The sequence below is a fragment of the Aquaticitalea lipolytica genome, from assembly GCF_014641635.1.
Classification (GTDB): Bacteria; Bacteroidota; Bacteroidia; order Flavobacteriales; family Flavobacteriaceae; genus Aquaticitalea; species Aquaticitalea lipolytica.
Genome location: NZ_BMIC01000001.1, coordinates 627691 through 649959 on the forward strand (window position 1 = coordinate 627691; position 22269 = coordinate 649959).

General features: G+C 28.9%; 24 protein-coding genes and 1 other RNA gene. 11 read left to right on the forward strand and 14 right to left on the reverse strand.

Annotation, left to right across the window (positions count from 1 at the left end; genetic code table 11):
- Positions 1–13 precede the first annotated feature (13 nt).
- Entirely contained in the window at positions 14–1135 is a 1122-nt protein-coding gene (locus IEW41_RS02895) for a glycosyltransferase (RefSeq protein ID WP_188604831.1), read from the reverse strand.
- 62 nt (positions 1136–1197) lie between these two features.
- Between IEW41_RS02895 and IEW41_RS02900 the strand changes: the two genes are divergently transcribed.
- A complete protein-coding gene (locus tag IEW41_RS02900; protein ID WP_188604832.1) occupies positions 1198–2337 on the forward strand; it encodes a glycosyltransferase in 1140 nt (379 codons plus the stop codon).
- Here the strand turns inward: IEW41_RS02900 and IEW41_RS02905 are convergent.
- The 10 genes from IEW41_RS02905 to typA form a co-directional block, all read right to left on the reverse strand.
- Positions 2330–3604 (reverse strand): O-antigen translocase, encoded by a 1275-nt coding sequence (locus IEW41_RS02905; RefSeq protein WP_229660146.1) that lies wholly within the window; start codon positions 3602–3604, stop codon positions 2330–2332. The two genes, IEW41_RS02900 and IEW41_RS02905, sit on opposite strands and share 8 nt — an antisense overlap.
- 53 nt (positions 3605–3657) lie before the next feature.
- Positions 3658–4959: an O-antigen translocase gene (locus IEW41_RS02910; protein ID WP_188604834.1), complete on the reverse strand. Its 1302-nt coding sequence runs from the start codon at positions 4957–4959 to the stop codon at positions 3658–3660.
- Positions 4960–6060: a DegT/DnrJ/EryC1/StrS family aminotransferase gene (locus IEW41_RS02915; RefSeq protein ID WP_188604835.1), complete on the reverse strand. Its 1101-nt coding sequence runs from the start codon at positions 6058–6060 to the stop codon at positions 4960–4962.
- Positions 6057–6932, reverse strand: coding sequence for a GNAT family N-acetyltransferase (locus IEW41_RS02920; RefSeq protein ID WP_229660147.1), 876 nt, complete (start codon positions 6930–6932; stop codon positions 6057–6059). The genes IEW41_RS02915 and IEW41_RS02920 overlap by 4 nt, the downstream gene beginning before the upstream one ends.
- Positions 6933–7058: 126 nt before the next feature.
- Complete coding sequence (locus tag IEW41_RS02925) at positions 7059–8225, reverse strand: sulfatase-like hydrolase/transferase (protein ID WP_188604836.1); 1167 nt, start codon at positions 8223–8225, stop codon at positions 7059–7061.
- A gap of 311 nt (positions 8226–8536) precedes the next feature.
- A complete protein-coding gene (locus tag IEW41_RS02930; protein WP_188604837.1) occupies positions 8537–10021 on the reverse strand; it encodes a sulfatase-like hydrolase/transferase in 1485 nt (494 codons plus the stop codon).
- Complete coding sequence (locus IEW41_RS02935; protein ID WP_188604838.1) at positions 10015–11397, reverse strand: class I SAM-dependent methyltransferase; 1383 nt, start codon at positions 11395–11397, stop codon at positions 10015–10017. The genes IEW41_RS02930 and IEW41_RS02935 overlap by 7 nt, the downstream gene beginning before the upstream one ends.
- Positions 11387–11602, reverse strand: coding sequence for a hypothetical protein (locus IEW41_RS02940; RefSeq protein WP_188604839.1), 216 nt, complete (start codon positions 11600–11602; stop codon positions 11387–11389). Before IEW41_RS02940 ends, IEW41_RS02935 begins: the two co-directional genes overlap by 11 nt.
- Before the next feature lie 28 nt (positions 11603–11630).
- A complete protein-coding gene (locus IEW41_RS02945; RefSeq protein WP_188604840.1) occupies positions 11631–11867 on the reverse strand; it encodes a uroporphyrinogen decarboxylase in 237 nt (78 codons plus the stop codon).
- A 98-nt stretch (positions 11868–11965) separates the two neighbouring features.
- Positions 11966–13765 carry a translational GTPase TypA gene (gene typA, locus IEW41_RS02950; protein ID WP_188604841.1) on the reverse strand — a complete coding sequence of 600 codons (1800 nt, stop codon included), beginning with the start codon at positions 13763–13765 and terminating at the stop codon, positions 11966–11968.
- Positions 13766–13981: 216 nt separating this feature from the next.
- Between typA and IEW41_RS02955 the strand changes: the two genes are divergently transcribed.
- The 3 genes from IEW41_RS02955 to IEW41_RS02965 are packed head-to-tail and all read left to right on the forward strand — an operon-like array spanning position 13982 to position 15674.
- Complete coding sequence (locus tag IEW41_RS02955) at positions 13982–14341, forward strand: hypothetical protein (protein ID WP_188604842.1); 360 nt, start codon at positions 13982–13984, stop codon at positions 14339–14341.
- Between the two features lie 34 nt (positions 14342–14375).
- Positions 14376–15197: a 3-deoxy-8-phosphooctulonate synthase gene (gene kdsA / locus IEW41_RS02960; protein WP_188604843.1), complete on the forward strand. Its 822-nt coding sequence runs from the start codon at positions 14376–14378 to the stop codon at positions 15195–15197.
- A gap of 9 nt (positions 15198–15206) precedes the next feature.
- Complete coding sequence (locus tag IEW41_RS02965) at positions 15207–15674, forward strand: GNAT family N-acetyltransferase (RefSeq protein WP_188604844.1); 468 nt, start codon at positions 15207–15209, stop codon at positions 15672–15674.
- Here IEW41_RS02965 and IEW41_RS02970 read toward each other — a convergent pair whose 3' ends face one another.
- A complete protein-coding gene (locus IEW41_RS02970) occupies positions 15675–16037 on the reverse strand; it encodes a DUF1801 domain-containing protein (protein ID WP_188604845.1) in 363 nt (120 codons plus the stop codon).
- A 95-nt stretch (positions 16038–16132) separates the two neighbouring features.
- On the opposite strand from IEW41_RS02970, the gene IEW41_RS02975 reads away from it, so the two are divergent.
- From IEW41_RS02975 to IEW41_RS03000, 6 genes are all read left to right on the forward strand, one after another.
- Complete coding sequence (locus IEW41_RS02975) at positions 16133–16744, forward strand: hypothetical protein (protein ID WP_188604846.1); 612 nt, start codon at positions 16133–16135, stop codon at positions 16742–16744.
- A gap of 25 nt (positions 16745–16769) precedes the next feature.
- Positions 16770–17063, forward strand: a complete 294-nt coding sequence (locus tag IEW41_RS02980; protein WP_188604847.1) for a winged helix-turn-helix domain-containing protein — start codon at positions 16770–16772, stop codon at positions 17061–17063.
- 46 nt (positions 17064–17109) lie between these two features.
- Positions 17110–17598 carry a Coq4 family protein gene (locus IEW41_RS02985; RefSeq protein ID WP_188604848.1) on the forward strand — a complete coding sequence of 163 codons (489 nt, stop codon included), beginning with the start codon at positions 17110–17112 and terminating at the stop codon, positions 17596–17598.
- Between the two features lie 63 nt (positions 17599–17661).
- Entirely contained in the window at positions 17662–18240 is a 579-nt protein-coding gene (locus IEW41_RS02990; protein WP_229660148.1) for a SanA/YdcF family protein, read from the forward strand.
- Positions 18241–18246: 6 nt separating this feature from the next.
- A complete protein-coding gene (locus IEW41_RS02995) occupies positions 18247–18909 on the forward strand; it encodes a DUF1361 domain-containing protein (protein ID WP_188604850.1) in 663 nt (220 codons plus the stop codon).
- Positions 18910–18925: 16 nt separating this feature from the next.
- Positions 18926–19624 (forward strand): hypothetical protein, encoded by a 699-nt coding sequence (locus IEW41_RS03000; RefSeq protein WP_188604851.1) that lies wholly within the window; start codon positions 18926–18928, stop codon positions 19622–19624.
- A gap of 12 nt (positions 19625–19636) precedes the next feature.
- Here IEW41_RS03000 and IEW41_RS03005 read toward each other — a convergent pair whose 3' ends face one another.
- Both IEW41_RS03005 and IEW41_RS14680 read right to left on the reverse strand, forming a co-directional pair.
- Positions 19637–20419, reverse strand: a complete 783-nt coding sequence (locus IEW41_RS03005; RefSeq protein ID WP_188604852.1) for an SDR family NAD(P)-dependent oxidoreductase — start codon at positions 20417–20419, stop codon at positions 19637–19639.
- Positions 20420–20464: 45 nt separating this feature from the next.
- The gene (locus IEW41_RS14680; RefSeq protein WP_188604853.1) at positions 20465–21670 is read right to left on the reverse strand and encodes an NAD(P)-dependent oxidoreductase; all 1206 of its coding nucleotides are present in this window, start codon (positions 21668–21670) and stop codon (positions 20465–20467) included.
- 174 nt (positions 21671–21844) lie between these two features.
- Here IEW41_RS14680 and ssrA point away from each other — a divergent pair.
- Positions 21845–22241: a transfer-messenger RNA gene (gene ssrA, locus IEW41_RS03015) on the forward strand.
- The last annotated feature ends 28 nt before the right edge of the window (positions 22242–22269 follow it).

Genomic DNA, 22269 nt, shown 5'->3' on the forward strand with positions numbered 1-22269 from the left:
ATCAACTTTATTATTAAAAATTAGTCTTGGATGTTTCATCTAAAGTATTTATAACATTTTGCCAATCTTTTGATATGTATTCAACTGAAAATTGTTCAACACTTTTCTTGGCATTAGACTTACATTTTGAGTATAAATCTAAATCAAATATAAAACTATTCATAGCATCTGCTAGTGCTTTTGCATTATAATTTTCAACCAAAAGACCATTAAATCCGTTAGTAATTACCTCGCTTGGCCCAGATTTACAGTCTACAGAAATCACAGGGACTTCCAATGAAAGCGATTCTGGTATTACCATTGGAAATCCTTCATGCCTACTTGTTAATAACGTGAATTTGGCATTCTTTACATAAGGATAAGGATTTGATGTAAACCCTTTAAAAACCACATTATCATTTATCTGTAATTGCTTTGAATAATTTTCAATAGACTGAATATCAGGTCCATCACCAAGAATTAGCAATCTTATTTTTTGAGCAATCAGTTTAGACTGCTTGTAAGCCTCTAATAGCAATATTAAATTTTTATGGTCATCATCAATTCTGCCATAATAAATAATATAATCAGCTATTTGATCAGCTATTTGTTCTTGTGATTGTAACTCAATAGTTTTAAAATCGAATCCGTTATAAATTACTTTAATTCTATTGAGTTTAAATTGCGTTTCAAACTTCATTTTTGCTTCAGAAGAAACGCAAGTCATCATCTTGTTTTTATACAAAAGTGTATTTAGCCAAGCATATTTTGTAAACGATTTAGAGGTTTCAAAATTATGAATCACATAAACAGTTGGTAGTTTATAAATAAATGTGGTAATGATAAATTCTGTAAAAGCTTGTACACGTGACCGATTATCAATAATTACATCAAACTGATGTGTTTTTAAATATTTTTTAAACACTTGTAATCTGTGTAGTCTTCCAAAAAAAGTATCACGTTTATCTTTAAGTTCACCTAAATTAAAAAGCTTGCCTGAATATTCGTAATCAACTCCAGATAATATAGTAACAATATGCACATCATAACCCAAACTAAACAACATTTTAGAGAGTAATGCAGACGAACGCTCTGCTCCTCCTTTTGATAAAGATTGTGCAACGATGCAAATTTTTTTATTATTGGATTTAGACATTAAAAACTATCTTTGAAACACACTCTTTGTAAATGCATGTAAAAACAAATGTATATAAATAAATGAAGATTTTATTAATAGGTGAATATAGTCGACTTCATAATTCGTTAAAAGAAGGGTTAATCGCTTTAGGACATGAAGTAACTATTGCTGGTAGTGGTGACTATTTTAAAAAGTATCCTGTTGATATTCATTTTGAAATTAAATACACAAAAGGCATTATGCTTTTTGTAAAAAAAGTTCTTTTTAGGCTTTTTAAGATTGATATTACTTCATTACACATAAAAAAACAATTCAATTCACATAAAGAGAAATTTAAAAACTATGATGTTGTACAACTTATAAACGAAAAGGCTTTTGGCACTTACGCAAAAACTGAAATACAACTTTTAAAATTTGTTTTTGAACACAATAAAAACGTGTATTTATTATCCTGTGGAGCCGATTATACAAATGTAAAATTTGCTAATAAAAACAAGCTACGTTACTCCATTTTAACACCTTATGAAGCTAACAAGGAAAAAAGTAATGAGTTTTTGTATATACTAGACTACCTCTCTAATCCTTATAAAGAATTACATGGTTTTGTATATAAAAACATAAAAGGAGTAATAGCTTCAGATATTGATTATCACTTACCATTACAAGAAAATAAGCTCTATTTAGGATTAATACCAAACCCAATCAATACCGAAAAATTAAAATATATTGAGCCCAAAACAGAAGGCAAAATCATTATTTTTCATGGTATTAATGAGCATAATTATTACAAAAAGGGGAATGATATTTTTGAAGCTAGCCTAAAAATTATTCAAGAAAAATATTCTGAAAAAATTGAAGTCATCACAACACGAAGCTTACCTTATGACACGTATATAAACATGTTTAATTCTGCGCATATTATATTAGATCAAGTATATAGTTACGATCAAGGGTTTAATGCTTTAGAAGCAATGGCAAAAGGAAAAGTAGTTTTTACAGGTGCTGAGCAAGAATGGTTAGATTTTTATGGTTTGCAGAAAGACACAGTTTGTATAAATGCATTACCAGATGCAAAATATATTGCCGAAAAATTAGAATGGCTAATTCTTAATCCAGAAAAAATAACCGAAATCTCAAAACACGCTAGAGCTTTTGTTGAGAAAGAACATTTATATACTACAATTGCTGAAAAGTATATTAAAACATGGAGCCCTAAATAGCAGATTCGTCTTTTGGCAATCTTCCAAAAAGCGATTTACTAAATATGAGTAGTATAACCACAAAATAAACTACATAAGTTATAAAATGCGCCATTGTTGCTCCTTTCACTCCATATAAATCAATTAGGTATACACTCGAAAAATAAAGTACTATTACAGACAAAGCTTCAGTAATCATATAATACCAAAACATCTTTTTTGCTAAAAACTGCACTGCAATAACTATAGATAACACCTTTATAAAATCGCCAAGTAATTGCCAAAAAAACAAGGTTTCAACAGCTTGAAACTCTTTAGAAAACACAATAGCAATTATAAAATGTCTTAAAAAATAAATCGCTATTAAACCTACTGCGAAAATTGGCATAATGGTTTTATAAAAACTAAACACTTCTTTTCTAAACTCTAGTTTTGTGTTAATTTCAGAAAATCGTGGTAGAACATATAAAGTCAACAATGAACTTACAAACATTAAATAATAATTAGAAAGTCTATTCATTGCTTCCCAAAAACCAGCATCATCTATACTAACTGTATCAATTATATAATTTCTAATTGACAAAGCCACTAAAGGAGCAATTGTAGCTGTAAATAGAGCCATTATTGAAAACGTGCTCAATTTCTTTATCTTTTTTAAGCTGATGTTTTTTTTACTTATTAGTGATAAAAAATATCGTTTATCAGAAACTCCATTTAGTGTTATTATAAAAAACAAAATTTCTGCTAAAACAATTGCTAAAAGCGCTCCATGTATGTGCTGTTTCCATATTAAAACAACTGTTAAACATGTACTTAAAACATGTCCTATAATTTGGATTTTCAATATGGTTTTAAACCTAGAAAGCCCATTTAAAATAGATGTCATTAAAATATTTAATGCATAAAAAGGTATTGCAACTGCAATTAACTTTATGATGTAGCTATAATTTTCACCATTTGGAAATATATACTGATTGATATAACCAGCTCCAAAAAAACAAAAGAGCGCAACTATAATAGTTGCAATTAGCATTAAATAAAAGACTGAAGATATTGTTTGAGTTAGTTTTTTTGCATCGTTTTTAAACTCTGAAACATACTTAACAATTCCGTTATAAAACCCAAGAGTGGAAAACGATTGAAGCGTGTTAAATACATCTCTCAAGTTTCCTATTAAAGCCAAACCAACAGGTCCTACAAAAAGAGCAATAACTTTAGAAGTAATTAATCCTGCTGCAATTCTTGTTAAAACAGAAGCAGAATTTAATGATGCTATTTTAACTAGCATATTATTACTAAAGTGGTTTATCAATCTTTTCAACCAATACTGTTTTTGAAAAATTATTGTTCTTCCTCATGAAGAACACCAAAAAGCGAACTACCAAATATTAATAAAATAATACCATAATGCATTAAATAGCTAACAAAATGACCCATAACTGCTCCTCTAACTCCAAAGGCATCAATAAGATATACACTAGAAAAGTACATTATAACAACTAAAAATATTTCAATTATAATGAAGTGCCAAAACATTTTCTTGGCAATAAACTGATATGCAATTACTACAGAAAGCACTTTTATAAAATCGCCTAATAATTGCCAAAAGAACAAATCTTCAACAGGCTGAAAAGCATCTGAAAAAACTAAAGTCACTACATACTGTCTTAAAATATATATTAAAATTAATCCAGCACCAAAAATTGGAATTACACTTTTATAGAAATTGAATACTTCTTTTCTAAACTCCTTTTTATTATTTATTTCGTTAAAACGAGGTAAAATATACAAAGTCATTATAGATGTGATAAACATTAAGTAGTAGTCAGAAATCCTATTCATAGCTTCCCAATATCCTGCTTGTTTGATTCCTACAGTATCAATAATATAATTCCTAATTACTATAGATATTAATGGTAATGCAATTGCAGAAACCAATGCCATAATAGCAAACGGACTAAATTTCTTTAAAATATCAAGACTAACATTGGTGATTTTTACTGAAGAGACTAAACTTTTCTGATTAAAGATAGCAACTAACGTCATTAATAAAATTAAAGATGGCGTAATTACTGCTGATACTAATGCTCCATCAATATTGTTCTGATAGATTAATAATAATGTTATTGACAATCCTAAAATCTGACCAATAATGTTAATTACCAGCAACATTCTGTATTTTGAAAATCCATTCATTATGGAGAAACAAAACAGATTTAAAGAGTAAAACGGAAGTGCCAAAGCTAAAACCTTAATTACGTATGCGTAATTGTAGTTTGATGAAAACAGAAACACATTTATACTATCTGCATTATAATAGCAGAAAAACGACATTAAAATAGTAGAGAAAAAACCTAAATAATATGCTGTAGACAGTGTTTTACTTAACTGTAAAACATCGTTCTTAAATTCGGCTATGTATTTAACCAAACCATTATAAAAACCTAGAATAGCAAACGATTGTACAGCACTTAAAAAATTACGTAAATTCCCAATAAGAGCCATCCCTTCTACTCCAATAAAAATGGCTATTGCTTTAGAAGTCAAAATTCCAGCAATAATTTTAGTAACTATTGTTGCCGAATTAAGATGTGCTACTTTAAACAGCACGTTATTATTTATATAATTTATAAACTTTTTCAATTAATACGAATTTAAAATTTGGGTAACTGTTTGTACTTCTTCATCTGTCATTACTGGACTTATCGGAATACTAACTACAGTATCATGAATTTTTTCAGTAACTGGAAATGACCTATGATTAAACATTGCTAATGCTTTTTGTTTGTGAGGCGGAATTGGGTAATGAATTAAATAACCAACTTCATTAGCATTTAAATAATTAATGAAGTCTTTTCTGTCATCAACTCTAACTACAAACGCATAAAACACATGATCTTTAGTATGATTAAAAAACGGAAGCTTTATCTTTTTATTCTTAATATTTGAAAGATAAAACGCAGCTATATCTTGTCGTTTTAAATTATCTTCATCAAGTTGCTTTAATTTGATGCTTAAAAAAGCCGCTTGTAATTCATCTAACCTACTATTAGTCCCAATAATATCATTTACATATTTAGATGAACTTCCATAATTATGGAGCATTTTTATACAATCAGATAACTTGGTATCGTTAGTAGTTATAGCTCCTCCATCACCTAAACAACCTAAATTTTTACTAGGGTAAAAACTAAATGCTGCTGCATCTGATAAATTTCCAGCTTTTTTGTGTGATGTACTTATTGCTCCATGTGCTTGGGCTGCATCTTCAATAAGTAATAATTTATGTTGTTTTGCAATATTATAAAGTGAGTCAATATCTGCTAACTGACCATATAAATGCACTGCAATTATTGCTTTTACTTTTGGATTTATATGTTTTTCAACTTCAGCAACTGAAATACTAAACGATTCCTCATTTGCATCAACTAAAACAGGTTTTAAATTGGCATGAAGCACAGATAAAACAGTTGCAATAAATGTATTTGCAGGCACAATAACCTCATCACCTGGTTTTAGTTTACCAAGCTCGATATATGCTTTTAGTATAAGTGTGAGTGCATCTAGTCCGTTTGCAGTACCAATGCAATGTTTTGTACCACAATAGTTAGCAAAATTGGTTTCAAATTGCTCTACTTGTTCCCCAAGTATATAATGTCCAGAAGTTAAAACACTATTAAATTGTGATTTAAATTCGGTATTGAAACGTGAATTGATTTTATGTAAGTCTAAAAACTTTATCATATTAATACACTCTCTAGAAGGCTATAATTTTTTGTGTCTATTATATAATGATCATGAACAATTGGTTGTGCACCAAAAGACATTTTCCATGACAATAATCCAGAATTTATATTCAACCCTTGATTTTCATTAGAAATTCCAAAATCGAAATATCTTTTGCCTTTAAATACATCATTAATTAAAACATTAAAAACCAAATCTAGGCTTCCAAGTTCTTGTTTCTTTTCGTTGGCAGAAATATATTGAGCATGAGCAACATGCTTTGTTTCAAATATTGTCACACCAGCTACAATATCTTTTTCTTTATATACATTAAATTGTCTAATGTTTTTTGAAAATTTATTTTTTAGTGCAACTATTTCTTCTACTGAATGTACTGGCTTAGTTTTATATTTTAACCCTAAATTGGGTATTAAGATACTGTTCCAAAATTCTTTAAAGTCACTAACTTCTTTAACAACCAAATTATTTTTAATGGCTTTTTTTAGGCCTCTTTTACGGTTAGATGAAAGATCATCAACTTTCTTTAAATTATTAATTGTAGCTGTTAAATCTCTTCTACTAATTTGTGCTTTAACAATAAAAAGTAAGTAATCTATCTCATCACTTGGTAATTCATTATATATTTTAGGTATGATTTTTAAATGCAACTTAGCAAATGATTGTTCACTCAAAAATTTAAGCAAAGCTTTAAAGCACTCTAAAACATCATCAAATTCAGTTTTCTTTTTTAATAATAAACCTCCATAACTTAATCCTTCGTGTGAAAATATTTCACTGTTTTTTTTATTTGCAGGAAGTAAAGCAAATAGATGATTGTTTTTATAAATCATTAATGAATAGTCAAGAAATCTATCTTTATGATAGTCCATAAAGTCTCTTTCGAATAAAAAAGTAGCATTTTTTGAATTGGCTACAAATTTGTTCCAAACATCCTTATTATCAACACTATATTTAATTACTTTATAAATAGAATTTAATTTTTAAGCTAAAATACGCTAATTAACATATTCAAAAAAGACTATTTCTCCTTTTTCATTAATCATTTCATATACACCAAAAGGGGACTCATTATTTATTATTATAAAACTCTTATCGTCTTGCAAATGATTTAAATACTTTTTATCATTACTTAAGTAAGAAAATAGTACTCTAAATAGATTTACTGAGGTTGTTAATTTGTCATCAAACTCTGGAGCTATATTATCTGGCCATTTTATCGCTAAATTTACTGAGAATACTGAGTACAACAAATCTCTATCTGTTTGCTTGGTTTTTGATTGTCTAGTATAATCAAACCCAACAAAACCTCCATGATCTGATACTATCACTATTAACGCATTATTATCATAATTATTTATAATACCAATCATACTTTTTAGCCATTTATTAGCTTCTTCAACTCGTTTTAAATAAATTTTCCTTTCTTCTTCTTTTCCTTTTGAGTCTTTCTCTAAAGTACTAATATGTCCTGGACTTAGTTTTTCTATAAAATAAAAATTGTCTGATTTAGAATTTTTAATAATTGCTGCCTCTAAATCTTCATTAACATTCTTATAAAACTCAAATCCTTTTGAAAGAAATGGAATTTCACTATAATTTATATTACAATAATTATAATTTAATTTTGGTCTGTTTACTAATAAATATGGGCTCTCAACTATTAATGATGTTTTATAATTATTTTGCTTAAATATTGAAACAACTGGGTTACTACCTGCCATGATTTCTCTTGCATTATATAACTCATTAAAATTTGGTTTAGGATTATTATAATAATGATGCTTCATTGTAAACATTGAAGTATTAGAGCTCAAAGTTGTGTAATAATTACTTCTAAAATTATTATAAACTTTAAAATTATTATCTTCTAAAAATGTCTCAAATTTGCTATTATCATAATCATAAAGCTCATTTTTCATTTCATTAAAACTAACATATCCATCTGGTTGAATAATATAAACATTTGGTCGCTTTTTAAATTTAACATTTTCAATTGCGTCAGGTTGTTTTGCCCAATTAAATGAATATGATTGACTTTCTATTATTCTTGGGATTACCCAAACAATTGCTACTACTGCAATTATAAACTGAAAAGCTATTATTTTTCTTAAATACTTAAACAAGAACAAGCCTAAAATGCAAGCAATAACAATTAACAGCAAAAACTTTTTCTTACTGAAGCTATTTGTACTTATTAGAAGTAAAATAAAAAAAGTTGAAATGTTTAAAATTGCAAGTATTTGCTTATTATAATTTATTAATCTCTTTGATGTGTTAGTTAGTTTATAAACTAAGTAAAAAAGAATTAGAGGTATGATTAAAAAACAAAATATTAAATAAAAAAATTGACTCCAAGAGTTAATCAAGGTAAGATTTGAATCATAGTTATAAAGAATTGGGTATAAACCAACTCCAATTGCAGATAATATTGGTAAGCTGTATTTATGCTTCAACAATTCATTAAATTTAACTTTCATTTATTTAGCCTTTCAATATTTACATTTCCATTGCTATCAATTACTTCATAAACTGATTTAGAAAACAATCCTAAACGTAAATTATAACTTGAATCGCTTTCAAGATTTTGTAAATATGTTTTGTTTTCACTTAAAACTGAAAACAATACTCTAAAGACATTCACATTCGACTTTAAGTTAGCGTCATAATCTGATGTTAAAAACCCATTCCATTTTACAGCTGCCAAAGAAGAGTATGTTGATTTAATTAAATATGGATTTTCAGTACTATACATATCATTATAATTTTCCAAACCAACCCAACCACCATGATCTGCCAATATAATAATCATTGCATTTGGGTCTACTTTAGAGATATAATTAACTGTTGTTTTAATCCAATTATTAACTTCACCTACCCTTTTTATGTACCAATCTCTTTCTGTTTCCACCTTATTTTCTTCAGCAGAAAAATGAACATGGTGTGGCAATAACTTCTCAATGAAAAAAAACTTTGGTGTTTTATCGCTTAAACTTATTGCTTGCTTTAAATCTAAAAAAACATCCTTTTTAATATTATTATCATTACTAAATAAAGGTATTTCATTTAATTTAATATTATAATAATCATAGTTACTCTCTTTCCTATTTTGTTGAAAATATTCATCTTCTACTATGAAATATGTTTTATAGTTGTTATTTTTAAAAATGGAAATCACAGGGTTATCTCCACTAATAATCTTTCTTGCATTGGGCACTTCTAAAGATGGCAAAAGCGTTTCTCCAAAATAGTGTTGCTTCATTGAAAACAGAGAAGCATTTGAAGCTAAACTTGCTGGATAATTACTTCTAAAATCTGGATATATTTTAAAGTCATTAATGGAAAGCCAACCATATAAATCACTCTTAAAATTATACGTTTCACTTTCCATCATTGTTTCTGCTACATAACCATCAGGCTGAATAAGGTATATATTAGGTTTATGTTTAAACTGAACATTTTCTATTTCGTCAGGTAAAACACTCCATGTCATTGGTATTAAGTAGTTATATGCCTTAATAATAACCTTTGGTATTGGCAAAACACACATTAACATTAATAGAATAATAATTTTTTTATAGTGCTTATGTAATTTAATTGACAAAGCAATACTTAATATTAATATGAGTAATAGTATTTTTTTCTTAAAAACTAAATATATTGCTTGAGACATTAAAGAAGATGTCACAACAATAAGTAATACAAAAAGCAAATGGGCTCTATACTTTATTAATCTTTTGTTTAATCCAAAACCAAAGTAAAATAGTGAAAAAATAAGTAGTGAAATTCCAATAAAAAACAATACAAAAAAAGCTAAATGCTCTTTTGAATTAACAGCAGAATAATTATTTGAAATATAAAAAACAAATGGGTAAAATCCACTTATAAAAGCGGCAATAAAAGGCACATGTTTATCACTATTAATGAATGAAAGTATATTTTCTTTTACCTTTTTTAGCATTTGTTTTTAAGTAAATACATAACTCTTTCAGAATCATCAATAGCTTTGTTTTCAATAATTTCAAAGTATTTAGAATACGCTTTTTCGAAAGCTTCAAGATTATAAAAATCAAAATGTTCTTTAAATTCAGCTTTATTATTAAGTAAACGTTTTACCCATGAATCTTCACGTTTTGGAAACTCAATAATCAAGTATTTTGAAAAACTACTGAAAAATTGTGCAGATTTATCAAAAGGCACATTACCAGATAAAGTCATATGATGTATTACAGCTAATGCTAAAGTTACATCTGGAGCATATTCTTTTATTCTATCTAAAAATGAAAAGCGTTCTTTATTATTTAATCCAATTGCCGCTGAAGGATTAAGCACATCAAGAACGAAAGGCAACATAGATTGTTCCTTGTTAATTTTTAATGTTTTATAATTATAGTCTACGGCATTATTATCTATATCACAAACTAAAGTCTCTTCAATTTTATAATTGATTCGCCTTACAAAAGTGCCATCATTACCTCCAATATCAATTAATGTTTTAGGTTTCATTGTAGCAATCCAACAATTAATTATTTCAGATTTTAGAATAAATGCAGAGTCTGAATAATTGATTTTACTATAATATTTACCCCATTCAGATGTCTCTTTTAATTCTAACTTTTTAATATAATCGTAAAGACTTTCTATAATGTTTAACTGTGCTTTTTTTGATAAAGAAGCCTTTTTAGATGTCCCTTTGTAATCTTCATTATGTTTCTCTTCAAGCTTAGCTAATAGGTGAATATTAGAATATAAAAATGGATTAAGTTTTGTTTTAAATGGTAATAATGAACTTATCATTTTAACTGGAATTCCATCAATAAAATTACTAGTTAACTTTAGCATTTGCGCGCCATGAAAATAAGACAAAACCAATGGACCTAAAAAATGTGTTATAAACTGTTTATATGCTCTCCAAGGTGAATTTTCTGCATAAAAATCAAACGACAATGTATCGATAAAAATTGCCTTCCCATTATGAAATGTAATGTTAAAAGCTGATGCATCTTTTAGTGAAAAGCCATGCTCCAAACTATATTTTTGAAGCTTTAAAGTAAGTAATGCTGCTTCTTTGTATTGATTAAAGCTCCATTCGTAAGGATAGGTTATAAACGAAACTTTATTTGGCTGTATAACTATTTGCTCATTAGTATAAGTTAGTTCTTGATGTGGAATAAGCAAACGATTATTAAATAAAACCTTAAAAAACCCTGACTCGGTTAATTTATTATACTGTTCAAAATAAATTGGATGTATAACTCGTTTTATTATTCCATCTTCAATAAACACATATCCAGAAGGATCTCTAAATGATGAAGAATGAAAGTTTTTAGCTATCACTTGAGTTTTTGTTTTCTAAATCAGAGTCTTTAATGTTTATTTCATCAAAAACATCGTCTTTTTCGTCATTATGTTTTACTAAACCAAAAAACAATTTTACTTTATACATTAAGTTTTTAGAAAATAGTACTACAGCTGCTACTGCAGCAACTACAGCTTGTGCAATCATAGCTCCTAATCCTGGATCGAAATAAAGAAAAATCATAATTAAATTTTAGTAAATATAAACAATCTTAGTTTGTTTTCTTTACAAACAAGTAATATAAATTAATAGCAAATATTGCTGTATTTGTAATGATAATAGGAAATGATATTGGCTCTAATAAAAGCCCATAAGCAACAAACAACAAGCATCCAAATGAATTGATTAATCTTAAAGTATTTACGTTTTTCATTAAAAATGAAATTAGAACAGTAGCCATTGCAGCATAACCAATCCAATCGGTAAATGTGATATTAAATAATTCCATAGTTATAACTTTGATTAAATGATAATATAACAAACCTACTATAATTCTAAAAAAAAGGAACCTAAATTAGATTCCTTTTTCTTTATAAACTATTTAGATTAAATACTTTTATTTCTCTTACGCTCAACTTCAGTCAATAAAATTTTACGCAAACGTAAATGATTAGGAGTTACCTCAACATATTCATCTTTTTGAATATATTCTAAGGCTTCTTCTAAAGAGAATTTAATAGCAGGAATAATTCTTGCCTTATCATCTGCTCCAGACGAACGTACGTTACTTAACTTTTTAGTTTTTGTAACGTTAACAGCCATATCATCACCACGAGAATTTTCTCCAATAACCTGACCTTCATAAATATCTTCTCCTGGATCAACAAAAAAGCGTCCTCTATCTTGTAATTTATCAATTGAATATGGAATTGCTTGACCTTTCTCCATAGATACTAACGATCCATTTTGACGCTCTGGAATTCCTCCTTTTAACGGTTGGTATTCAATAAAACGGTGTGTCATAATAGCCTCACCTGCAGTTGCAGTAAGTAAGTTATTACGCAAACCTATAATTCCACGTGAAGGGATTATAAATTTACAAACCATACGCTCTCCTTTGGCTTCCATGCTTACCATTTCACCTTTACGTACAGATACCATTTCTATAGCTTTACCTGAAACAACTTCTGGTAAATCAATAGTCATTTCTTCAACAGGCTCACATTTTACACCATCAATTTCTTTAATGATAACTTGTGGCTGCCCAATTTGAAGCTCATAACCTTCACGACGCATCGTTTCAATTAATACAGATAAATGCAATACTCCACGACCAAACACCATAAATTTATCAGCACTATCAGTTTCTGCCATACGTAAAGCTAAATTCTTTTCTAGCTCTTTAGTAAGACGTTCTTTAATATGACGAGATGTTACAAATTTTCCATCCTTTCCAAAGAAAGGCGAATCGTTAATTGTAAACAACATACTCATTGTTGGCTCATCAATAGCAATTGTTTTTAATCCTTCAGGATTTTCAAAATCTGCTACAGTATCACCAATATCAAATCCTTCTAAACCAACTAATGCACAAATATCTCCAGCTTGAACCTCTTCAACTTTTTTACGTCCTAGACCTTCAAAAACATGTAGTTCTTTAACTTTAGATTTTACTATTCTTCCATCGCGTTTTACCAATGAAATGTTCATTCCTGTTTTAAGAGTGCCACGTTGTAAACGTCCAATTGCAATTCGACCAGTAAATGATGAGAAGTCTAAAGATGTAATCAACATTTGTACTGTACCTTCTTCTATTTTTGGTGATGGAATATGTTCAACAACCATATCTAACAATGGCTCTATGTTTGTCGTTGGTTTTTTCCAATCATCGCTCATCCAGTTTTGTTTTGCCGAACCATATACAGTAGGGAAATCTAACTGCCATTCTTCTGCACCAAGTTCAAACATTAAATCAAAAACAGCTTCATGTACTTCTTCTGGAGTACAGTTTTCTTTATCAACTTTATTTACAACCACACAAGGTTTTAAACCCAAATCGATAGCCTTACCTAATACAAAACGTGTTTGTGGCATTGGACCCTCAAAAGCATCAACCAATAACAAAACGCCATCAGCCATATTTAATACACGTTCTACCTCACCACCAAAATCCGCGTGACCAGGAGTATCAATGATATTAATTTTTGTGTCTTTGTAAACTACAGAAACGTTTTTAGATGTAATTGTAATTCCTCTTTCACGCTCTAAATCGTTATTGTCAAGAATTAAATCTCCAGTGTTTTCATTCTCTCTAAATAACTGACAATGATACATGATTTTGTCTACCAAGGTTGTTTTTCCGTGGTCAACGTGAGCGATAATCGCGATATTTTTAATATTAGCCATAATGATGCCTTATTTTTAAGCGTGCAAAGGTACATTATATTTTTAGATAAATTAGATAATATATGTACAATACGTTAATTATATGTTATAATTTAAATTTAACATAATTTGAATGCTTATCTTACGTTTAAATAATTGATTAATAGTAAATAGCCACACCTTCCAACCGCTTAACTAATTGGCGATTTACATCTGAATTTTTTAAATAGCAAACAGATGAAAATAATTAGTAAATACTCAAAGTTTATACCTTATCTCTACTTCATTGTAGTGATTTTGTATTGGTTTACCGACGTTAATAGAAGTGAAGGCATTACAGCTTACCCAATTTTGTTATTTGGAATCCCTTTTATTTGGCAACTAGTAAAACCAAATAACAGCCTTAATTTTTCACTCGGAATTATATTTGTTTGTTTATCATCGTATATGATTTTGGCTTACCTGTCTGATTTTCTAAACATTGTAAGTCTTTCTAACGAAGTAAAACAATTTTTAATTTTAGGTGGATTTTTTGTTATTGGTAACTTTATCATGTCGCTTTGGATGATTAGAAATAGTATTAAAAGAAGTTTTTAATTTGATTATCTTTGTGGCTTAAATTTTTAAGCTGATGACTCTTAACGACGTTCCAAAATTAAAACATACAAATTCTAACAATTTCTTTTTGCTTTGTGGTCCATGTGCCATTGAAGGAGAAGACATGGCATTACGTATTGCCGAAAAAGTAGTTAGCATTACAGATGCTCTAAAAATTCCTTATGTATTTAAAGGAAGCTTTAAAAAAGCCAACAGAAGTCGTATTGATAGTTTTACTGGAATTGGCGATGAGAAAGCATTAAAAATTTTAAGAAAAGTATCTGAAACTTTTGATGTTCCTACAGTTACTGATATACACGAAATATCTGATGCTACTATGGCTGCAGAATATGTAGATGTATTACAAATTCCAGCCTTTTTAGTTAGACAAACAGACTTAGTAGTTGCTGCTGCACAAACAGGAAAAGTAGTTAACCTTAAAAAAGGTCAATTTATGAGCCCTGAAAGTATGAAACATGCTGTGCAAAAAGTAAAAGATGCTGGTAATGATAAAGCATGGATTACTGATAGAGGTACTATGTTTGGCTATCAAGATATGATTGTCGATTTTAGAGGTATTCCAACAATGCGTCAATATGCACCAACAGTATTAGATGTTACTCACTCTTTACAACAACCAAATCAAACTATTGGAGTTACAGGAGGTCGTCCAGACATGATTGAAACTATTGCCAGAGCAGGTGTTGTAAATAATGTGGATGGTTTATTTATTGAAACTCATTTTGATCCTGCAAATGCAAAAAGTGATGGTGCCAATATGCTTCATTTAGATAATTTAGAAGGCTTACTAACCAACTTGGTTGCTATTAGAAAAACCATTAATAGTTTAAAATAAAGTTAAACTATGGATTTTGAAATTAGACAAGCTACAATAGATGATATTCCTGAAATCACTTCACTTTTCAGAAATACTATTATAAATATAAATTCAAGGGATTACTCTGATAAACAAATAAAAGTTTGGGCTTCTGGAGCTGATGACATTGAAAAATGGGAAAAGAGAATAAATAATGATTATTTTATTGTTGCCGAAGCTAATAACCAAATAATAGGGTTTTCGTATTTAACTAAAGGAAATTATTTAGATGGTTTATTTGTACATAAAGATTACCAAAGAAAAACCATTGCTTCTAAACTATTACGTATTATGGAGTCTAGAGCTTCAATAAACGGTTTTGATGTTCTAAAATCTGATGTGAGTATTACTGCACTTCCTTTTTTTGATTCTCACTATTACGAAGTAGAAAAAAAGCAGAAAAAATCTTTTAAAGGCTTAGTTTTTGAAAATTATATAGTTTACCGAGATTTGTAATTACTTTAAGAACGATTTGTTTTTAAAAGACTCTACTTCTTTCAGAATTCTAATAAAAATTTCGTCGTTAATATCTTCTAATATTTTATACCTTAAAGATTTAATAACCTTTCGTTTTTCGCTCACCAAGTATTTATCAAGATTACTAGACAGATGAGCTGAATGCCAAAAGGCAACATCTACATAATCTCTACTTTGATTTAAATAACATATTGGACGAGTACCAATATAGTAACAAGGTATTTTCCATTTGTATTCCATATGAGATTCAGGCAACGTATGCTCTATCAATAATTGTACGTGCAACAATATAGATTTGAATGGCTCTGGTTGTTTTAGTATGTATTCTTCGGCTGGTTTCACAGTAAAATAAAAAATTTAAATACCATCAAATTTAATAAACTTTTAACTTGTGTGATTAAAAATAAAAATTAACTTTGTAATTCAAAGTACTTTATATGGAATCAAAAGATTATTTAAAAGATATAAGCGAGATCAAAAATTTAATGAACAAATCTTCTCGTTTTATTTCACTTAGTGGTTTATCAGGAATACTAGCAGGAATATATGCACTTATTGGTGCTGCAGTAGCATATTGGCTTGTAGTTGAATATAGTAAAGGCACATTAATTCTTGATGGCAAGGTATTTAAACTTGTAATATTAGACTTGTTTTTAGTAGCAGCTTTAAGTGTTATTACAGGCATACTATTAACAACACGTAAAGCAAAAAAACATGGCGCTAAAATTTGGGATGCAACTTCTAGACGCTTAGTTATAAATTTTTTGATTCCGTTGGTTGTTGGCGGATTATACATACTAATAATTCTAAATCAACAAAAATATGGTCAAACCGGAGCATTAATGCTCATATTTTACGGATTGGCATTAATAAACGCATCTAAATATAGTATTGGAGACATTCGTTATTTAGGTTTTATACAGTTATTTTTGGGATTAATTTGTGCTTGGTTTCCAGGATATGGTTTTTGGCTTTGGGTGTTAGGGTTTGGAGTAATGCATATTATTTACGGTTCTTGGATGCATTTTAAATATGATGTTAAAAAATAAATTTCTGCCTTTGTAGAAATAATCTATGAGTATAATAAACAATATTAATAAAGTATTTGATCACAGGATTAGATTAGGCATAATGTCTATTTTGATGGTGAATGAGTATGCCGATTTTAATATGCTCAAAGAATTACTTGATGTCACTGATGGTAATTTGGCAAGCCATGTTAAAGCTCTTGAAGCTGCCGAATATATTGAAGTCGAAAAACAATTCATCGGTCGAAAACCTAATACACGCTACTCTACTACAAAATTGGGAAGATTAGAGTTTAGCAAACATATTGAAGCACTAGAAAAATTAATAAATAAACAATAGAACATTTTTTTTATCAACACACTTTGAAATACAAAGTACTTTAAAAATGAAAATAAGAAAACACTTAATAGAATGGTTATTCGATAAATCACAAAAGATTTATACAAACCTATTTAAAAACCATGAACCTTGGGGAATTTATAAAGCTGAATTATTAACCTACCCAGATGGCACTATTGGAAAAAAGTTAGGTGAGTTTTTAAAAAAAAACAATTTCGAACTTATCTCTAAAGTAGAAAGACACGATGCATATCATACTATAACAGGTTATGGGACAAAAGTTGAAGACGAAATTGCTTTACAATGCTTATGTTTTGGGAACGGAAAAAGAAGTCTATATCTATATGGAGCAATTATTCTTGGAGTTATAATTCTACCTGACTATTATAAATATTATTACAAATCTTATTTAATTGGAAAAAATGCAAACTCATTTCATCATTATGATTATAAAAAACTTTTAAAAGTTTCAATAGAAGAATTTAGACAATCAATATTTTCAAAATCTCAGTTAATAATTATAAACAAAAATTAAGGATTGAAAAATATGAAATACATTAAAATAACTCTCTTACTACTAATATTTATCTTCATAGGTATGATATTTACTAGTTTTTTTATCACATATAAAGCAAGTGAATATTTATATAACAACACTGAAACAATTCCAAAAAATAAAGTAGGATTGGTGTTAGGTGCTAGCAAATATACTAGTAATGGAAATATCAATCTGTATTATAAGTATAGAGTTGATGCTGCTTTAGAACTATACAAAGCTAAAAAAATAGACTTTCTTTTAATAAGTGGAGATAATAGTAGAGAAGGTTATGACGAACCAACAGATTTTAAAAATGATTTAATAGCCGAAGGTATTCCTGAAGATAAAATTTATTTAGATTATGCAGGTTTTAGAACATTAGACTCGGTTATAAGAGCAAAAGAAATTTTTGGTCAAAATTCAATAACAATTATTTCTCAAAAATTCCACAACGAACGCGCAATTTACTTAGCCAAAAATAATAACATAAAAGCTATAGCTTTTAATGCAAAATCTATAGTAGGAAGTTACGGATTGAAAACACAACTAAGAGAGTACTTAGCCAGAGCAAAAGCATCAATTGATGTGTTTTTTAATATAGAACCAAAATTTCTAGGTGATAAAATCGAAATTAAATAAACACTTATGGATACATTAAAATCAATATTACAAAATCGCTATAAAATAATATCATTACTTTCAGCATCAATGGTGCTAAGCATTATTTTACTAATGATAAGAATAAAATTAACGCATTCGTTTTTTTACCTCTTTCTGGTATGGAATTTATTTCTTGCAATAATACCTTATGCTATTTCAGTTTACTTAATAAACAAAGAAAAGCTAAGCAAAATTAAGTTATTAATATGGTTTAGTATTTGGTTACTTTTTTTGCCTAACGCTCCATATATAATAACTGATTTACTACACTTAAGATTAAGTGACAAACATTTTATGTGGCTAGATGTATTAGTTGTTACCTCTTTTGCATACAATGGTTTAATTATATTTTTTCTATCTGTTTTAGATATGGAAACTGTTCTCAAAAAATATTTAAAACCTAAAAAACTATTTTACTTCATAGTTTTTGTCGTTTTCCTTACAGGGTTTGGAATGTATTTAGGACGATTTTTGAGGTATAACTCATGGGAAATAATACAGAACCCATTCAATTTGTTTTCAGATGTTTTTGATATAATTCTGAATCCAAACCAACATATAGAAGCTTGGATATTCACCTTAACTTTTGGTGCTTTTTTAAGTATTGGGTTTTGGATGTTTAAAGCTTTTTTAAAAATGAAATATTAATTCTAAATAAAAAAATATGAAAAACTTAATTTTATTACTCGCATTAGTGACATTACTTTTCAATTGCAATTCAAATGACAATAAGAAAATAATTTCAAAAGAAAATGAAACTCAAAACATAAAAAAAGATACTAGTTTAATAGAAATAGCAGATTTACCAATTCATATTGATAGTACAGATTATTTATTACATCCAATTGGAAACTATAAGATTTATGCCTCAAAATTAAGTTCATATAGATCAGATAATTACAATAGCTTTTCTGTTTCAAATAGTAATAAATATAGTATAAGTGGGAATTTATCAAATGTTAAATTTCAGAAGAAAGATTCAGAAGAACTAATACCACTTACAAACAAAATCATTAATATAAAATCTATGAGTTTTATGAAAGAAATATTTGATACTACTAAATCACAGTTATTAATTTATACCATAAACGACAAAGACACAAATAGCGATAATAAACTTGACTATAATGACATAGAGACTTTATATATAAGCAAAATAGATGGTTCAGGCTTTAAAAAACTGACACCCGAATATGAAGAATTATTAGATTGGGAAACAGTTATTATTATTAACAGAATATATTTTAAAACCATTGAAGACTCTAATAAGAATGGTGAGTTTGATAAATCGGACTCACTACACTACTATTTTATAGATTACAGTAAAGAAAGCTACGTTGTAAAAGAATATTATCCAATATAATTTTCTGTTATACTAAACCTCTCTATTGCGTTCTTGTATTTGCCTCACAATAGATGTTGCTCTATTTCTTGATAAAAAACGTGGTAATCCAGATAAAAATTTATTAAACACTCCTGGAATTGCTACAGTTTTTCCTTGATGCATAGCCTTATAACCATAAGCCGCAACTTTTTGCGGACAAGCCATGTTAAATGTAATTTTATTATCTGTTGTGCCATTAGAAACTACATCTTGAAATGATGTTTTTGTTGGTCCAGGACATAATGCAGTTACAGTAACTCCAGTACCTTTTAGTTCGTTGGCTATGGCTTCTGAAAATGACAACATATATCCTTTTGAGGCATAATAGATAGACATTAAAGGACCTGGTTGAAACGCAGCCAAAGATGACATGTTTAGAATTTTTCCAGATTTTTGTTTTATCATTCCATCTAAAACAAGTTTTGTTAAATGCGTAGTTGTAATAATATGTACTTGCAGCATTTCTAATTCACGTTTCCAATCGGTATCTGAAAATGTACCAAACAACCCAAAACCAGCATTATTAATTAAAACATCTATTGGAGTATCTTTAATCTCTTCAAAAATGACTTCTGCAACATTCTCTTCACTTAAATCTTTTATAATTAATTTTACATCAACACTATAAGACTCTAAAATGCTTTGCTTTGCAACATCTAAGTTTATTGTATCTATATCAATTAAAATAAGATTATAAGAATCTTTAGCTAACAATAGTGCCAACTCATAACCCAATCCGGAAGCAGCTCCAGTAACTATTGCAGTTTTAATCATTAAAAAAGTGTTTGGAGCAATGTAGTAAATTAAAAGCCAATAAACCTAAAGTTTACCGTCTACATAATCCTGTAAATATGAAAATCGTTCGGTTAGTTTTTTGTTTTCAGTAATTTTTGCACGCTTTAAAATTCCTCGTTCATCACCATTAAAAAATGCAGGAATAACGTGTTCTAAAAACATCTCACCAAAACCTTCACTAGCATCTTTTGGTAGTTCGCAAGGTAAGTTGTCGACTGCCATAACTGTTATTGCATCTTTAGCATTAAAAGCGACTTCTTTTTCAGTTTTTGCATCATAACCATAAAACGGATCTGCAATAGTTGAAGCTCTTAATGTTGAAGCCACAGGTCCATCAACATCACAACTAATATCTGCCACTAGATTGATATTAAAATCTTTTGATTTTGCATCTTGTCTTGTAAACAAATAAGGCGCATTATTACCATAAAAATGTCCAGCTATAAACATATCTGTTTCTTTAGCATATGGCATAAAATTACTTTCGTAACCTGTTGGGTCTTTATAAAACTCCCACTTCTCACCTACTTTGCCATCTTTACGTTTTGCATATTCCATAACATCTGCCATAACATAAACTGGTTCTGTAAACTTTGACGTTAAATATAACGCATCACTTACTTCTTTTATTTTTAAGTGATCAAGAATTTCTTTTGCTCCTTGGGCAACTTTTCCTGTTCCTGTAAGCAATATTTTGATATTTGGAAGTTTAATTTTATCTAGCTCTCTTTTTACCTCGTCTAAATCGGCTAATGTTTCTACTTTAGGTAAGTTGAATAATCCATCACGCAACCCAAGAGCTCTAAATCCGTTATACGCTCCAACCAAGCCTGCATAACGACCAAAACCAATTAAACGTGCTCCACTTTTCTTTACAATAGTTTCGTGGTCATACATTTCAATATTTTTCTCTAACATGGCTACTAAAAGCTTTCTGTTATAAGGTTGCTTTTTAATAGTATGAGAAAAGTAAAAGTATTTTTTGTTTGGTATTAAATTCTCAATTGGCACTTCTTTTACGCCTATCATCACATCGCAATCTGACACATCGTCTGTAACCTTAAATCCTAATGCTTTGTATGCTGAATCTGGAAAAATGCGAACATCGCTAGACTCAACAATAAACTCGGCTTTTGGAAATTGTGCTCTAGCTTCTGCTAGCTTTTCTGGTGAAAAAACTACGCGTCTATCTGGCGGATTTTTACGTTCTTTTATGATGGCGAATTTCATAAGCTTATGATTGGAATAATTTTTGCACGAAAATAATAGGATTTGCAAGGTTTACCAAACTTTTTGATAACTTTGCAGACTGCGTTAGCGATTAAAGCGGCATCCTTTTGCCTTTTGCAAAAGATATAGTTGAAAGCGCGACCTGAAAGGGAACGCCAAAATACTATTAATAATGGGGTCGACTGGTTTTGACAGCGAGATTTATTAGGTAGTAAGCACGTCGTGTAATGATTTTGAAACACGTAAAAGGCTAGATCAAATTTTAAACGGCGAGAATAACTACGCTTTAGCTGCTTAATTCTGAATTACAGTAAGAATTTGCCTTTGTCCTACTAGGTAGGAAAGCTAAATGTCTCTTGAAAGCCCTGGTCAGCGGCGTTCTAATTAGAGGCATCGTAAAAGTTGACATAGAAAGTGAAGCGCTTTGATTTGCTTTTGAAACTTAAGAAGATAAGTTGTGAGTAGAGTGTTTTTAATCAGCTTACAATCGAAAACCATGAAAAAACTAAACGTGTAGAAGGCTATTTGGTGACTTGTTTGGACGAGAGTTCGATTCTCTCCGACTCCACATAAAACTCTGTAAATCAAGTATTTATGGA

Coding starts and splice junctions, on each gene's coding strand:
- IEW41_RS03005 (WP_188604852.1), bottom strand. CDS start 20,419: ATGATTAAAACTGCAATAGTTACTGGAGCTGCTTCCGGATTGGGTTAT.
- IEW41_RS02990 (WP_229660148.1), top strand. CDS start 17,662: ATGATATTTACTAGTTTTTTTATCACATATAAAGCAAGTGAATATTTA.
- IEW41_RS02895 (WP_188604831.1), bottom strand. CDS start 1,135: ATGTCTAAATCCAATAATAAAAAAATTTGCATCGTTGCACAATCTTTA.
- IEW41_RS02995 (WP_188604850.1), top strand. CDS start 18,247: ATGGATACATTAAAATCAATATTACAAAATCGCTATAAAATAATATCA.
- IEW41_RS02920 (WP_229660147.1), bottom strand. CDS start 6,932: ATGGACTATCATAAAGATAGATTTCTTGACTATTCATTAATGATTTAT.
- IEW41_RS02905 (WP_229660146.1), bottom strand. CDS start 3,604: ATGCTAGTTAAAATAGCATCATTAAATTCTGCTTCTGTTTTAACAAGA.
- IEW41_RS02965 (WP_188604844.1), top strand. CDS start 15,207: ATGGATTTTGAAATTAGACAAGCTACAATAGATGATATTCCTGAAATC.
- kdsA (WP_188604843.1), top strand. CDS start 14,376: ATGACTCTTAACGACGTTCCAAAATTAAAACATACAAATTCTAACAAT.
- IEW41_RS02955 (WP_188604842.1), top strand. CDS start 13,982: ATGAAAATAATTAGTAAATACTCAAAGTTTATACCTTATCTCTACTTC.
- IEW41_RS02945 (WP_188604840.1), bottom strand. CDS start 11,867: ATGGAATTATTTAATATCACATTTACCGATTGGATTGGTTATGCTGCA.
- IEW41_RS02915 (WP_188604835.1), bottom strand. CDS start 6,060: ATGATAAAGTTTTTAGACTTACATAAAATCAATTCACGTTTCAATACC.
- IEW41_RS02985 (WP_188604848.1), top strand. CDS start 17,110: ATGAAAATAAGAAAACACTTAATAGAATGGTTATTCGATAAATCACAA.
- IEW41_RS02980 (WP_188604847.1), top strand. CDS start 16,770: ATGAGTATAATAAACAATATTAATAAAGTATTTGATCACAGGATTAGA.
- IEW41_RS02940 (WP_188604839.1), bottom strand. CDS start 11,602: ATGATTTTTCTTTATTTCGATCCAGGATTAGGAGCTATGATTGCACAA.
- IEW41_RS02975 (WP_188604846.1), top strand. CDS start 16,133: ATGGAATCAAAAGATTATTTAAAAGATATAAGCGAGATCAAAAATTTA.
- IEW41_RS02900 (WP_188604832.1), top strand. CDS start 1,198: ATGAAGATTTTATTAATAGGTGAATATAGTCGACTTCATAATTCGTTA.
- IEW41_RS03000 (WP_188604851.1), top strand. CDS start 18,926: ATGAAAAACTTAATTTTATTACTCGCATTAGTGACATTACTTTTCAAT.
- typA (WP_188604841.1), bottom strand. CDS start 13,765: ATGGCTAATATTAAAAATATCGCGATTATCGCTCACGTTGACCACGGA.
- IEW41_RS02930 (WP_188604837.1), bottom strand. CDS start 10,021: ATGCTAAAAAAGGTAAAAGAAAATATACTTTCATTCATTAATAGTGAT.
- IEW41_RS14680 (WP_188604853.1), bottom strand. CDS start 21,670: ATGAAATTCGCCATCATAAAAGAACGTAAAAATCCGCCAGATAGACGC.